The following is a 13,909-nucleotide window of genomic DNA, read 5'->3' as shown; positions in this document are numbered from 1 at the left end:
GCGGCAGTCGTCCTCGTACGGCTCCGCTCTCAGTCCTGCGACGGGTCCGGTCCGAGGGCCCGCGCCAGTTCCTCCCGGTCCGTCGTCGGAGCGTCGCAGACGAAGTGCCGGCACACGTACGCCGTCGGCGCCCCGCCCACCATCGGCCGGTCCGCCAGCAGCGGGAACTCCGTCCCCGCCGTCTCCCCCGCCGCCACCACCGCGCCGGGTGCCTGCCCCAGCAGCGCCGTACGGTGCAGTGCGCCGCCGACGGACCCGGCGACCGCGACCTCGCGCGGCCCGTCCAGGAGCGCCTCGGCGACCGCCAGCCCCCAGCCGATGAACCGGGGAACCCGCGGCCCGAGCGCCTTCACCACCCCCAACGCGCCCTCGGCGGCGGCGCGGTGGGCCTGAGAGCCGGTGTGCGCGGCGTACGAGAGCAGCGCACCGGCCGCCGCCGTCCAGCCCGCCGGAGTGGCGCTGTCGGTGGGGTCCTGCGGGCGGCGGATCAGCTGCTCGGCGTCGTCCGCCGTGTCGTACAGCTGCCCGCCCTCGCCGGTGAAGTGCTGGAGCACGATGTCGAGCAGGAAGCCGGCGAAGTCCAGCCAGACCCCCTCGCCGGTGACCGAGGCCAGGGCGAGGAAGCCCTCCGCGACGTCGCCGTAGTCCTCCAGGACCCCGGCGTGCCCGCCGGACCGGCCGTCCTTCGAGGTCCGGTCCAGCCGGGCGACGTCGCCCATGTGGACCCGTACCAGCAGGTCCGCCGCCTCGGTGGCGCGCTCGATCAGGTCGGGCCGGCCGAAGTACGCCCCCGTCTCGGCGAGCGCGGCGATCGCCAGGCCGTTCCAGGCGGCGACCACTTTGTCGTCCCGCCCGGGACGCGGGCGCGGCTCACGGGCGGCCAGCAGCCTGGCCCGGATGCCGGCGACCCGGTCCGCGTCCGCGTCGGTGCCGGTCCGCGCGAGCCGGAGGACCGAGGCGCCCTCCTCGAACGTGCCCTCCTCCGTCACGTCGAAATACGCGGCGGCGAACTCCGCGTCCTGATCGCCGAGGACCTCGCGCAGCTGCTCGGGCGTCCACACGTAGTACGCGCCCTCGACATGCCGTCCGGTGCCGTCCTCGCTGTCGGCGTCGAGCGCGGAGGCGAAGCCGCCCTCCGCCGTACGCAGCTCGCGCACCATGAAGTCGGCGGTCTCCAGGGCGACCCGGCGGGCCTGTTCCGAGCCCGTCGCCCGCCACAGGTGGGCGTACACCCGGCAGAGCAGCGCGTTGTCGTAGAGCATCTTCTCGAAGTGCGGGATCAGGGGTCCGTCGGGCCGGCGCAGTACGTACCGGTGGAAGCCCCCGCCCACCTGGTCGAACAGGCTCGACCGCGCCATGGCCGCGCACAGCCCCTCGGCCATGTCCCGGGCCCCTTCGGACTCCGTCCGGGCCCAGTGCCGGAGCAGGAACTCGACGACCATGCTCGGCGGGAACCGGGTGTCGCCGGCGAACCAGCCGGAGGCGGGGTCGTACTCGCGGGTCAGGCCGAGCAGCGCCTCGGCGAGTTCCGCTTCGCCGGGGAGTCCGGCCTTCGTGTAGTCCAGCTGCCGGCCGGCCAGGTCCCGCACGATCTTCCGCGCCACCTCGGCCACCTCGTCGGGCCGCCCGTCCCAGGCCGCCCGTACGCCCTCCAGCACCTGCTTGAAGGACGGCGACCCGTGGCGCGGTTCGGGCGGGAAGTACGTACCGAAGTAGAACGGCTGACCGTCCGGCGTCATGAAGACCGACATCGGCCAACCGCCCTGGCCGGTCGCCGCCTGGAGGGCCTCCATGTAGACGGCGTCGATGTCGGGCCGCTCCTCGCGGTCCACCTTCACGGACACGAAGTGCTCGTTCATGAAGGCCGCCGTCTCCTCGTCCTCGAAGCTCTCGTGGGCGAGGACGTGGCACCAGTGGCAGGAGCTGTACCCCACGCTCAGGAACACCGGCACGTCACGCCGGCGCGCCTCCTCGAAGGCGGCGGGCTCCCACGGCCACCAGTCAACGGGATTGTCCGCGTGCTGAATGAGGTACGGGGACGTGGCGTGCGCGAGTCGGTTGGGCATGCCCCAATCCTTGCGCACTCGGCGGGGGCATGCCCAGGCGCCACGGGACGCCTCACGGGCGGGTGCGCAGCGGGGTACGTGCCGGGGTACGGGTGCAGGGCCGGGGGCCGGGTCAGCCCGCCCACCGTCCGGAGAGGAAGGTGACGGCGAAGACGGTCATCAGGGGTGCCGCGACGGTGAGATAGGCGGTCTTGACGTGGCGGCGCCGCAGGCTCCAGACGGCGAGGCCGGTCCACAGGGGCCACCACAGGAGGGTCGCGCGCGGGATGGAGGTGTACCAGTAGGACGTGCCCAGGGCCCACAGGGTCAGGGCGATGTACACGGCTTCCGGCCAGCGCCGCTGCCGGATCAGGACGGCGCACAGGCCGATGCCGATCACCATGGTGAGGAGTTCGGCCTGGGACATCAGGGCGTACCCGGTGCTCTGGGAGTGTCCGAAGGCCGCGTGCCAGGTGTTCCGCCAGGCTTCCCAGGGGGCGTGGAAGTCGCGGTACCAGCCGCGTTCCTCCGCGTGTTTCCAGGCCATCCAGTCGCCGGTGTGCGTGTGCAGGTACCAGCTGTAAAGCAGCGGCGGAAGGGCGGGCAGCGCCAGCCAGGGAAGACGGCGCCAGTGGGCGGGGGTGCGGGCGGTGACCAGGAAGTGGACCGCGAGGGCCGCGGCGAGGAAGAGGCCGCTGACCCGGACGGTGGTGGCCAGGGACGTCAGGGCGGCGGCGAGCACCCAGTTGAGGCGCTGGGCGGCCAGCCAGGCGGGCAGGGCCAGGGCGAGGAAGAGCGCTTCGGTGTAGCCGGCGGCCAGGAAGACCGCGCACGGGGAGAGCAGGAAGAAGAGGGCGGCGCGCTGTCCGGCGTTCTCCTGGGGCGGGTGTCCCGCGCTTCCCGCGTTGTTCTGCGGCAGCTGATCCACGTCCCTGGGCGGCAGGTGCAGCCGGGCGATCCGGGCCAGGGCCAGTACGGCGACGCCGCCGGCGACGAAGGAGATCAGCGCACCGGCCGCGGGCCAGCTCGGGACGACGGTGTGGACGGCCCGCAGCAGGTACGGGAAGCCGGGGAAGAAGGCTTCTCTGTTGTCCCAATCGGATATCCAGGGGCCGGACCCGCCCGGGAAGTAGCCGTCCTGGGCTATGTGCAGGTAGTGCCACCAGTCCCAGCGCTGCCACGGTGCGAAGAACGAGGCGGGGGCACGGTTTTGACGGTCGTCGGCGAACAGCCAGCGCATGCAGTACGCGGTGGTCCAGATGCCCACCCGGGTCAGCAGGTACAGCCACAGCACCTCGCGGTCGGCGGGCCCCAGCCGGCGGCAGAGCCGGACGAACCGCCGGCCGAAGGATGTCGTGCCCGGTGACGGCGTGCCGGGAGCGGTCCCGGTCCGGGCGGGCGGGCTTTCACGCGGCCGCTGGGGGGTCGAAAGGGTCACAACAGGATCTCCTGGCCTGGATCGGATGTACGCGCCTGGTGCCCCTCCGGGCGGTGCACGGCCACGGGGCACGGGGCACGGGGCACGGGCCGAGCGGCCCCGGTCGGCGCGGTCCGGGGTGCGGAATACGGGATATCGCGGGATGTCAGGGGGGCGTGCTGGCGCTCCGGGTGGGCGTGGCCAGTGTCTCCGAGGCGGTCCGGCCGGGGGTGGTCGGGGTTCCCGAGGTACTCCGGTCGGGAGACGGGGTGCCCGTCGCCGACGGGCTCGTACGGGGCGGGGAGAGCAGCGGCGAGGGCAGCGGGGCGGAGGGGGTGGTGGCCGGGACGGTGGTGCCCGTGCTGTCGGGCAGGAGCGTCGCCACGGCCGCGCCCGTACCGGAGAGGACCAGGCAGGCGCCGACCGCCAGCACGAGAATCCGGTGCCTGCGCACGCGCTGCCCGCGCGCGGTGATGTACGAGGGCGGAGCGGACCGGGCCCGGGACCGGCCGGTGGCCGCGGCCTCCTTGAGCAGGGACCGCAACGGGTCGTCGGGTTCAGACACTGGGCCCCTCCTCGGTACGCGGATCCTGCAGGCGGTGCGAGAGCGTGGCCCGGCCCCGGGCGAGATGCGTCTTGACGGTGCCGGCCGCCAGACCGGTCTCGGCGGCGATCTGCTCGACCGTCAGATCGCATACGTAGTGCAGGGCCAGCGTGCGGCGCTGCTTGGCCGGCAGATCCCGGAGCGCTTCCACGAGCGCCACCGACTCCGGTCCGGGCGCCTCCGCATGAGGCGGGGCACCGCTGCGCCGCCAGGCATCCGCCGCGCGGCGCCGCCCGCGCCAGCGGCTCACCGCCAGCCGCCAGGCGACCGTACGGATCCATGCCTCGGGCTGCCCGTCACGGTCGAGGTGACGCCGTCGGCTCCATCCCTTGACGAAAGCCTCCTGCACCACGTCCTGCGCCTCGTGCTGGTCACCGAGCATCACGAACAACTGCCCCGTCAGCCGGCCGACCGTCTGCGCATAAAACTCTTCGAACTCCTCGACGGTCAACAAACAGCTCCTGGATCTCCTCGGTCTCACCGGGCATACGCCCGGCACCCCGCGTCCGGACTACACGGACCCCGAGAAACCGGCGTGACGGTCGTCACACGGCCGCGCGGCCCGGCCGGCCCAACGCCCCGAGCCGGCCTTCGCCACCGGCAAGGCGGATTGCCGGCCCACCGGCATGGCGGCTCGGGTACGGGGAAGTCTCACGGTGCAGAGGCTGTCGGGTGACCTCCGATCCAGGGCGTGACCGCCCGATCGGAGGTCACCCGACAGCCTCTGGGGCGAGACGGCACACCCACATCCTCTCTCAGGCCCGGTCGGCCGCCTCGCCCCCCTCGCGCCGTCGCGCCGTACGCAGGACACTGGGCGGCGACATCGGCCGAGGCGGGTTTCTTCGTCGTATCCGGAGGGGGATTCACATGCGGGACAGCCATCGGGCGGAAGCCGAAGGGCTGTTGGTACGCGCCATCGAGGAAGAGGTACTGCGCTCGGGCGGGCGGGCCGACGCCGGTGCGCTGACAGCACGCGGGCGGGCGGAGCTCGATTCCCTGACGGCCGCCGCGGCCGACGAGTACGCCGCGTATCTCCAGGCGCTGGACGCGGCGGAGGCCGGGCAGCAGCCGCTGTCGCAGCGGTTCAGCCGGGAAACTCTCGGAACTCCCCTACTGGTCACGGGAGTTGCCGCGATCGCCGCCTTCGGCGCCGATGTCGCGTTCGGTACGGCGACGGGGCCGGCTCTCGGCGCGGGCGCCGTCGTCGCGGTCGCGGGGGCCACGGCGACGGTCGCCAAGGTCACCGCGTCGCACTGGCCCGCCGCCCACCGCCGCGCGGGCGCGCTCGGCCAGCCCGGCGGCACCGAACAGCTGCGGCTGCAGTGGCTGGCGGCGCTGGAGGTACGGGGCATCCGCCCTTTCATCGACCAGCAGCGGATGCTCACCGCGTCGTCGCGCACACCCGCGAAGAAGGTCCCCGTGCAGTCGCGGACCGCCCCGCAGCTGCGGGGCGGGGACCGCAGCGCCGCGGCCCGCATGCGCGCGGTCCTCGACCAGTCGTTCGGCCATCTGCCCGCCGCCGACGGGCCGTTCGCCGGCCGACGGGCCGAGCTGGCGCAGATCGCGCAGTGGGTGCGCGAGGCCCGCGCGTCGACGGAGACCAAGCCGACCGTCGTCATCCTGCACGGCACGCCCGGCGCGGGACGCACCACGCTCGCGGTGCGGGCGGCACGCAGCCTGAAGGACCAGTTCCGGGGCGCGTGCGTGGTGGACCTGCGCGGCGGTGGGTCCGGGGAGGCGCCGCTGCCGACCCGGGACGCGCTGCTGCATCTGCTGAACCGGCTGGGCGCGCCCCGCGAGCAGCTGCTGTTCCGCGAGAGGGCCTCCGCCGAGCAGCAGGTGCGGCGGCTGAGCGAGCTGTACCACCAGCATCTGACCGGCACGCCCGTGACGATCGTCCTCGACGACGCGGCCGACGCGGCCCAGGTCCGCACGCTGGTCCCCGAGCGCTCCGACAGCCTCGTCCTGGTCACCGCCCGCGAGCCCCTGGAGCTGTCCGCCGGCATTCCGGCCCGGGTCCATCACCTGCCGGTCGGCGCGCTGGACGCGGCGGGCGCGGAGGAGCTGCTGCGCGAGGCGGCCGGGGCGACGAAGGAGGAGCCGTACGACGCCCGGTCGACCGACAGTGTCGTGGAGCTGTGCGGCGGGCTGCCGCTGGCGCTGCGCATAGCGGGCTCCTCGCTCGGCGCACGTACCCGCGGCGTGCTCGCCGCCGATCTCGCCGCGTACGGTCCACTCGCGCCGGTCGAGCGGGCGCTGTGGCTGCGCTACACCGACCAGTCCGAGCAGGCGCGGCGGCTGCTGCGCCGGCTCGCGCTGGCCGGGCGGGCCAGCCTGGGCGCCGCGGCGGCGGCCGCGCTGCTCTGCGCCGACGAACAGGAGGCCGAACGGCTGCTGACGGCCCTGGCCGGGGCCGGGCTCCTGGACCACGTACGGGGCTCGCGCTACCGGCTCCACGACCTCGTAAGGGGCTTCGCCCTGGACCGGCTGCGGGACGAGGAGACGGCGGCGGACCGTACGTCCGCGCAGGAGCGGCTGATCAAGAACTACGCGGAGCTGGCCGGTGCGGTGATCCGTATGGTGGACGGCAAGATGTCCACCCGGGCCGGGCAGTTCGGCTCGCACGGCTTCGGTTCGCTGGACTCGGCGCTGCGCTGGCTGGACGACGAGTCGAGTTTCATCACGTCGGCGCTGCGGCACGCGGAGGGCGTCGACCAGGGGGCCGTGCTGGATCTGCTGGGCGCGCTGTGCGACTACTGCCTGCTGCGCGGCGACCTCTACCGGCTGGGCGAGATCAGCGAGTTGACGCAGGCCGTGGACAAGGGGCTGCTGGAGCGGTCCGTGCAGTGGCGCACCGGCATCGCGGCCCGTCAGCTCGGCGAGCTGGACAAGGCCCGCACCACGCTGTCGTCGGTCGTCGGGCTCTACCGCGAGGCGCAGAACGAGGCGGGTACGGCGCTGGCGCTCTGCTCGCTCGGCATCACCCTGCACCACCAGGGCAATCTGACCGAGGCGTCGGCGCGGCTGCGCGAGGCGATCGCGTTGCAGTCCTCCGAGGAGCAGGCCGAGGACCGGGCCTGGTCGCTGCACGCCCTGGCCGCCGTCGAACGGGACCGGGCCCACCTGGCCGAGGCGCTGACCCTCCTGGACACGGCGCTGGCCCTGCACCGGGAGGGCGAGTCGCTGCACGGCGAGGCGTGGACGCGGTTCCAGCTGGGCCAGACCCTGCTGCGGATGGGCGACGTGGCGCGGGCGAAGGACGCGCTGCGCACGGCCCTGGAGCTGTACAGCCGCACCCGTGACGAGCGCGGCGAGGCGTGGGCGCTGACCCAGCTGGCCCGCGCGCGGCTGCTCGACGGCGACCCGGCCCTGGCTGCCGAGGAGCTCAACCTGGCCCTGGCCCGGCACCGCGACAACGAGGACGCGCGCGGCGAGGCGTGGACGCGGTACTACCTGGGCCAGGCCCTGGAGGAGAACGGCGACACCGACCAGGCCGTGCGGCAGCTGGAGCGGGCCCGCACGATGTTCTCCCGGATGCGGGACGTGTACGGGCTGGCGTGCGCCCGGCACCACTCGGGCCGGGTCACCCGGGACCAGCGGGCCGCGCAGACCGGGAACCTCCGCAACTCCGGCTTCGCCCGTCAGCTCCTGGCCGACGCCCGGGCAGACTTCCGGCGCATCGGGGTCGCCCACGGCGAAGCGTGGACGTGCCTGGAGCTGGCCCTGATCGACGCGGGCAACAACCGCGCCCCGCAGGCGCTGGAGCTGTGCGGCGAGGCGGCGGAGCTGTTCGGCTCCTACGGCGACACGCGGGGCGCGGACTGGGCCCGCTTCCTGCGCTGCACGCTGCTGCCGTACGCGTCGCCGGGCGGCAGCGAGGTGGGCACGGCGGTGGCCCAGCAGGAACTGGCCGACCTGCTCCTGGCGGGCCACCGGGCGCGGGACAGCAAGCTGGAGGACTGCGCCGAGGCGTACCGGGTGGTGCTGAACCGCGGCGTGGACCTGGAGGACGGCTGGCAGGCGTGGCGCCTGGGCTTGACACCGACGCGCCACGCCCGGGAGGTCATGGGCGTACCGGTCCCGCCCGCCACCAGCCCGTCCGGCGCCTGACGAGCGCCGCCCCGGCCGGGGCGGCGCTCGTCAGGCGCACGGGGCGGGGCGGCGCGCGTCAGGCGTACGGTGCGGTCACCGGACGTCCCGGTACCGCCCCGCGCCTACTTCCGCTTCGCGGACCCCGCCGCCACCGGGGCTTCGGACTCCTCCGCCGGGTCCGGGGCCTCGACGAAGTCGACCTTGCCCATGTGCCGGTTCATGGACTTCATCAGCAGCCATACGCCGGCGGCGAGCGCCGCGAAGACGAGGAAGCCGAGGACGCCGGGGGTCACCTTGTTGTCGTCGACCTCCTTGGCGAGAGGGACGAGATGGGTCAGTGCCTGGGTCGCGTACATATCAGGCATTGTCGCGGATGCCCGCGAAGAGGTCGCTCTCGGGGAGGGAGGTATCGACGAGAGACTTCGCCAGCTCGTACTCCTCGGTCGGCCAGACCTCCTTCTGGATGTCCATCGGGACCCGGAACCAGCCGCCGTCGGGATCGATCTGCGTCGCGTGCGCGATCAGCGCCTTGTCGCGGATCTCGAAGAAGTCCGCACACGGAACGTGCGTGGTCAGCGTGCGTTCGTCGCGCTCGAACTCCTTCCAGCGCTCCAGCCACTCGCCGTACGGGGACTCCAGGCCGCGGGCCAGCAGCGCCTCGTGGAGCGCCACCGTGCGCGGCCGGTTGAAGCCCTGGTTGTAGTAGAGCTTCTGCGGCTGCCAGGCCGGGCCGAACTCCGACTCGGGGTACAGCTCGGCGTCCGCCGCGCCGTCGAAGGCGATCATCGTGATCTTGTGGGTCATGATGTGGTCGGGGTGCGGGTACCCGCCGTTCTCGTCGTACGTCGTGACGACCTGCGGCCGGAACGCGCGGATGCTGCGGACGAGGCGGCCGGCGGCCTTCTCCTCGTCCTCCAGGGCGAAGCAGCCCTCCGGCAGCGGCGGCAGCGGGTCGCCCTCGGGCAGACCCGAGTCGACGAAGCCGAGCCACTCCTGGCCGACACCCAGGATCTCCCGGGCCTCGTCCATCTCCTTCTTGCGCACCTCGTGGATGTTCTCCTCGATGTACGCGTCGCCCTGGAGCTTGGGGTTGAGGATGGAGCCGCGCTCGCCGCCCGTGCAGGTCACGACCAGCACGTCCACCCCCTCGGACACATACTTGGCCATGGTGGCCGCGCCCTTGCTCGACTCGTCGTCGGGGTGGGCGTGAACGGCCATCAGTCGTAGCTGCTCAGTCAAGACTCGATCCTCAGTGTTTGGGCGCGTGGGCAGGCTTCTATAGTGACCGAACCGGGGGGCGGAAAATTCCTCGATCCCCGGCACAGGAGGAACGATCATGACGGCGGTGCGCGAAGCGCTCCCGGAGAACCGCTACGGCCGCTCCGCGGACCAGCGCGCGGACCGCAGGCTCAGGATCATCGGCTCGGTGCTGGGCGTCGTCCTGCTCGGGGTGGTCGGCTGGATCGGTTACGACTACATCACCGGGCAGGGGATCAGCGCCGAGGTGATCAAGCGCCAGGTCGTCTCGGACGCGCGCGTCGATGTGCACCTGGAGGTGCGCAAGGACAAGGACGCCAAGGGCTACTGCACCCTCCGAGCGCGGCACGAGGACGGCAGCGAGGTGGCCCGCAAGGACTTCCGCTTCGACGACCGCACCGACCGTGTCGACCGCGTGCTGTCGCTGCGTACGACGTCCAGGGCGACCAGCGTCGAGCTGCTGGGCTGCACCACCGACGGCGGGGCGGCGCGTTAACCGCCGCACGCCGGCGCTTCATCGCTCTTGCCGGTGCTGACCCGCGTAAAACGCAGCCCCGGAGAATACCTTCTCCCCCTTTTCCCGGGGAATTGTTAGGCTCGTGGTTTCGCCCACCCGTGGAGGCACATGCTTACGGGTAGGGCGATGCTTTGTATACCCAGTACCGACGAGGAGCACCCTGTGACCCAGACCAGCGAAAACGTCACCTGGCTCACGCAGGAGGCGTACAACCAGCTCAAGGCCGAGCTGGAGTACCTGTCTGGTCCCGCGCGCACGGAGATCTCCGTAAAGATCGCGGCGGCCCGTGAGGAAGGTGACCTCCGGGAGAATGGCGGCTACCACGCGGCCAAGGAGGAGCAGGGCAAGATGGAGCTGCGCGTGCGCCAGCTCACCCAGCTCCTGGAGCACGCGAAGGTGGGCGAGGCGCCCGCCGACGACGGCGTGGTCGAGCCCGGCATGGTGGTGACGATCGCCTTCGACGGCGACCCGGACGACACCCTGACCTTCCTGCTCGCCTCGCGTGAGTACGCGACCGGGAACATCGAGACGTACTCCCCCCAGTCCCCGCTCGGCACCGGCGTGAACGGCAAGAAGATGGGCGAGGACGCCGAGTACGAACTGCCGAACGGCAAGATGGCCACCGTGAGGATCCTCGCGGCGAAGCCGTACACGGGCTGATCCGGCACCACTGACGTGAGGGAGCCTCCGGCGGGCCGGAGGCTCCCTCACGTGTGCGGCATCTCTCAGACCGCGACCTGCCGGTACTTGCGCACCGCCAGTGTGCGGAAGACCACCAGGATCAGCAGCGACCGGAGCAGCGACGCCCGGACCGGGTGCACCATCGGCCAGGCGTCCGACGGCGACACGCCGACGCCCGGTGAATACATCCGGCGAACACGCGCGCGGTCACCGGGCGGCGCGCCGGCACCGTAACGCGATACATCGCGACACACAAAGGTCAGCTCATCACGAGGTAGCCCGCGTCACGCAGCGCCGCCGAGACCTCCTCGCAGTGCTCCGGCCCCTTCGTCTCCAGTTGCAGCTCCACCTCGACCTCGGTGAGCCCGAGCCGGGGATCGGTCCGCACATGGCCGATGTCGAGCACATTGGCGTCGACGACCGAGAGCACGGCCAGCAGCGTGGCCAGCGCGCCGGGGCGGTCGGTCAGCCGCAGCCGCAGGCTCAGATAGCGGCCGGCCGCGACCATGCCGTGCGTCAGGATGCGCTGCATCAGCAACGGGTCCACGTTGCCGCCCGACAGCAGCGCGACCACCGGCCCGCGCAGCGACTTCGGATCGCTCAGCAACGCCGCGACCGGGCTCACGCCGGCCGGTTCCACCACCAGCTTCGCCCGCTCCAGACAGAGCAGCAGCGCACTGGACAGCTCGTCCTCGGAGACCGTACGGACCTCGTCGACCAGCTCCTTCACCAGGCCGAACGGCACATCACCGGGGCGCCCCACCTTGATGCCGTCCGCCATCGTGTTCAGCGAGCCGATCGACACCGGATGCCCCGCGGCCAGCGACGGCGGATAGCAGGCCGCCCCCGCCGCCTGCACGCCGACGATCCGCACATCGGGCCGGAGCGCCTTCACCGCCACCGCGATGCCCGCGGCGAGACCGCCGCCGCCGATCCCGACGACGATGGTGCGCACCTCGGGGCACTGTTCGAGGATCTCCAGGCCCACCGTGCCCTGTCCCGCGATGATGTCCGGGTGGTCGAAGGGGTGAATGAAGACCGCGCCGGTCTCCTGCGCGTACTCCTGGGCGGCGGCCAGCGTCTCGTCGACGACATGGCCGTGCAGCCGGACCTGCGCCCCGTACTGGCGGGTGGCGGCCACCTTCGGCAGCGGCGCCCCGACGGGCATGAAGACCGTCGACCGTACGCCGAGCAACGCAGACGCGAGTGCGACACCCTGCGCATGGTTTCCGGCGCTCGCGGCCACGACTCCGGCCGCCCGCTCCACCGGGGACAGCCCGGCGATCCGTACGTATGCACCACGCAGTTTGAACGAACCGGTCCGCTGCAGGTTCTCGCACTTGAAGTGGACCGGCGCGCCGACAAGCTCCGTCAGGTGGCGGCTGCCTTCCATGGCGGTCACCCTGGCCACACCGGAGAGCATCTTCTGCGCCCCGAGGACGTCATCGAGAATCAGCGGGGGAAAAGAGCCGGTCGCCGAGAAGTTCATACCGCAAGTCTTGCAGCTCGGCGGGGTGCCGGACGCCTCGTAGGATCCCGGCCCGCCCCGTTGTCCACAGGTTTGTGCAGCGCTGGTACGCGTTGCACGAAGGCCGCGTACTCTGTCCCCCACCCATCCGACACCGCACGAAGAGAGCCCCCGGCCATGCCCCCTCAGGACATGACGACAGCTGCGTCTCCTTCCGGGGGCGCCACCCCCGAATCCACGGGTTCCGACCACGTCCTCGATGCGCTGCAGCACCAGGTCGCGGTATTCGCCCGACGTGCCGAGCAGACCCGCCTCGGCGGTGTCGGCGAGGTGCGCAATTCCATGGACCGTGCCGCCTACCTGCTGCTCAACCGGCTGGACCGGGAAGGTCCGATGGGCGTCAAGGCACTGGCCGCGGGCATGGGAATCGACTCCTCGACCGTGACCCGGCAGGTCGCACCGCTCGTCGACACCGGCCTGGTCAAGCGCACCTCGCACCCGGAGGACGGCCGGGCCGTCGTGCTCCAGCTGTCGCCGCGCGGCCAGGCACGACTGGAGGAGGTCCGCGCCTCCCGCCGCGAACTCATGACGCAGGTGACGGACGAGTGGACGCCCGAGGAGCGCGAGACGTTCTGCACGCTGCTCACCCGGTTCAACACGGCACTGGCCGCCCGGCAGGCCACGCGCCACGCTCCCCGGACCGGATGAGCGCAACAGCGGCAGCCGGCCGCGCCCGCAGCCGCTGAAGGGCTGCCGCGCGCACGCCTCTTGACCAGGAGCCCCCGCAAAGGCTCGGATGAGGACTGTGCGAGAGCGCCAGGCGGGCCGGGAGCGGCGCCGCGCCCAGGAGTTCGAGACCTTCGTGGCGGGCGCGGCCGGCCGACTGCTGCACACGGCGACGCTGCTCACCAGCGAACCCCTGCGGCCGCCCGGCGCGAACCCCCGGGCCCAGCGGATGCTCACGGCCGCGTTGGCACGCACCTACGCACAATGGGAACGGCTGCGCGGCGAGGACCCGTACGACCGCACCCGGCGGGAGCTGGCCGTCCGGTTCGCCCACGAGGTCTGGCGCCACCACCGCCCGCGCGGCGGTCTGCTGGACCGGCTGACCGCGCAGGAACGCCTGGTCCTCGTGCTCCGGCTGTACGAAGGAGTCGCGGAGGAGCAGGCCGCGGCGCTGCTGGGGCTTTCGGTGGACCGGGTCCGGGCGATCTGCAACCGCTCGGTCGCCACGCTGCGCGGCACCCGCCGCCCCACGGCCCGGCGCGGATGGCAACGGCCCCTGGAGACCGCGCCGTGAGCCGCAGCGGGGAGGACGAGGTCCGGCACATGCTGGACGGTCCGCACCCGCAGGTCCCCGCCGGTCTCGCCCAGCGGGCGGCCGAGCGCGGCGCCCGCCTGCTGCGCCGGCGGCGCCTCGCCCACCGGCTGATGCTGCTGCTGACCTGCGCCGCGGTGGTCGCGTTCCTGGTGTGGGCGGTGACGGCCCAGCCGTGGCAGGTGCCGCCCGCCGAGACGACGCCGCCGCTGGAAGGCTGGTGAGGACGGGTTCCGGGCGACCCGTCGAACTATCCTGGAACGGGGCGCCGTGGGAACCGGCCGAGGAGGCTGTGATGACCAGGAAAGTCGCCGACTGCCGCAAGTATCCGAGCGTCACGAACTGCTCACTCACCATCTCGGGCGAGGAAGAGGAAGTCGTACGGGCTGCGGCGGAACACGCGGTCTCCGTCCACGAGCACACCGACAGCCCGGAACTGCGCGAACAGATCCGGGCATCGCTGGACGACGAGAAGACCTGAGCCCGAACCCGGGCCCGAGCCCCAGCCCG

At 72.6% G+C, this 13,909-nt stretch carries 14 protein-coding genes and 1 pseudogene; 7 read left to right on the top strand and 8 right to left on the bottom strand.

The genetic code is table 11. The annotated features are described in order from the left end of the window. Positions 1-29: 29 nt before the first annotated feature. The 4 genes from OH735_RS23880 to OH735_RS23865 form a co-directional block, all read right to left on the bottom strand. Positions 30-2,066: a thioredoxin domain-containing protein gene (locus OH735_RS23880; RefSeq protein ID WP_406383566.1), complete on the bottom strand. Its 2,037-nt coding sequence runs from the start codon at positions 2,064-2,066 to the stop codon at positions 30-32. A gap of 112 nt (positions 2,067-2,178) precedes the next feature. Then, a complete protein-coding gene (locus OH735_RS23875; RefSeq protein ID WP_406383565.1) occupies positions 2,179-3,483 on the bottom strand; it encodes a mannosyltransferase family protein in 1,305 nt (434 codons plus the stop codon). Positions 3,484-3,628: 145 nt separating this feature from the next. After that, a complete protein-coding gene (locus OH735_RS23870; protein WP_406383564.1) occupies positions 3,629-4,027 on the bottom strand; it encodes a hypothetical protein in 399 nt (132 codons plus the stop codon). Continuing rightward, the gene (locus OH735_RS23865) at positions 4,020-4,517 is read right to left on the bottom strand and encodes a SigE family RNA polymerase sigma factor (RefSeq protein ID WP_406383563.1); all 498 of its coding nucleotides are present in this window, start codon (positions 4,515-4,517) and stop codon (positions 4,020-4,022) included. Before OH735_RS23865 ends, OH735_RS23870 begins: the two co-directional genes overlap by 8 nt. Positions 4,518-4,933: 416 nt before the next feature. Here OH735_RS23865 and OH735_RS23860 point away from each other — a divergent pair, with 416 nt between their 5' ends. Next, the gene (locus OH735_RS23860; protein WP_406383562.1) at positions 4,934-8,176 is read left to right on the top strand and encodes a tetratricopeptide repeat protein; all 3,243 of its coding nucleotides are present in this window, start codon (positions 4,934-4,936) and stop codon (positions 8,174-8,176) included. Between the two features lie 104 nt (positions 8,177-8,280). Here OH735_RS23860 and OH735_RS23855 read toward each other — a convergent pair whose 3' ends face one another. Together OH735_RS23855 and mca are read right to left on the bottom strand one after the other, a co-directional pair. Then, entirely contained in the window at positions 8,281-8,514 is a 234-nt protein-coding gene (locus tag OH735_RS23855) for a hypothetical protein (protein ID WP_406383561.1), read from the bottom strand. A 1-nt stretch (position 8,515) separates the two neighbouring features. After that, a complete protein-coding gene (gene mca / locus OH735_RS23850) occupies positions 8,516-9,397 on the bottom strand; it encodes a mycothiol conjugate amidase Mca (RefSeq protein WP_266748183.1) in 882 nt (293 codons plus the stop codon). 97 nt (positions 9,398-9,494) lie between these two features. Here mca and OH735_RS23845 point away from each other — a divergent pair, with 97 nt between their 5' ends. After that, positions 9,495-9,911 carry a DUF4307 domain-containing protein gene (locus OH735_RS23845; protein ID WP_406383560.1) on the top strand — a complete coding sequence of 139 codons (417 nt, stop codon included), beginning with the start codon at positions 9,495-9,497 and terminating at the stop codon, positions 9,909-9,911. Positions 9,912-10,094: 183 nt separating this feature from the next. Further along, a complete protein-coding gene (gene greA, locus OH735_RS23840; protein WP_406383559.1) occupies positions 10,095-10,592 on the top strand; it encodes a transcription elongation factor GreA in 498 nt (165 codons plus the stop codon). A 65-nt stretch (positions 10,593-10,657) separates the two neighbouring features. Here greA and OH735_RS23835 read toward each other — a convergent pair. Together OH735_RS23835 and ilvA are read right to left on the bottom strand one after the other, a co-directional pair. Beyond that, a pseudogene (locus OH735_RS23835) lies at positions 10,658-10,783 on the bottom strand (ABC transporter permease); the annotation flags it as partial. Between the two features lie 89 nt (positions 10,784-10,872). Beyond that, positions 10,873-12,102, bottom strand: coding sequence for a threonine ammonia-lyase (gene ilvA, locus OH735_RS23830; RefSeq protein WP_406383558.1), 1,230 nt, complete (start codon positions 12,100-12,102; stop codon positions 10,873-10,875). Between the two features lie 156 nt (positions 12,103-12,258). Here ilvA and OH735_RS23825 point away from each other — a divergent pair, with 156 nt between their 5' ends. From OH735_RS23825 to OH735_RS23810, 4 genes are all read left to right on the top strand, one after another. Next, the gene (locus tag OH735_RS23825; protein ID WP_406383557.1) at positions 12,259-12,789 is read left to right on the top strand and encodes a MarR family winged helix-turn-helix transcriptional regulator; all 531 of its coding nucleotides are present in this window, start codon (positions 12,259-12,261) and stop codon (positions 12,787-12,789) included. A gap of 97 nt (positions 12,790-12,886) precedes the next feature. Further along, positions 12,887-13,381: a sigma factor-like helix-turn-helix DNA-binding protein gene (locus OH735_RS23820; RefSeq protein WP_406386703.1), complete on the top strand. Its 495-nt coding sequence runs from the start codon at positions 12,887-12,889 to the stop codon at positions 13,379-13,381. Next, positions 13,378-13,623 carry a hypothetical protein gene (locus tag OH735_RS23815; protein ID WP_406383556.1) on the top strand — a complete coding sequence of 82 codons (246 nt, stop codon included), beginning with the start codon at positions 13,378-13,380 and terminating at the stop codon, positions 13,621-13,623. Before OH735_RS23820 ends, OH735_RS23815 begins: the two co-directional genes overlap by 4 nt. A 71-nt stretch (positions 13,624-13,694) precedes the next feature. Further along, a complete protein-coding gene (locus tag OH735_RS23810; RefSeq protein ID WP_266748176.1) occupies positions 13,695-13,880 on the top strand; it encodes a DUF1059 domain-containing protein in 186 nt (61 codons plus the stop codon). Positions 13,881-13,909 lie beyond the last annotated feature (29 nt).

It is taken from the genome of Streptomyces sp. NBC_01618, from assembly GCF_045209435.1.
GTDB lineage: Bacteria > Actinomycetota > Actinomycetes > Streptomycetales > Streptomycetaceae > Streptomyces.
This window is presented reverse-complemented; position numbering and strand designations above follow the sequence as displayed.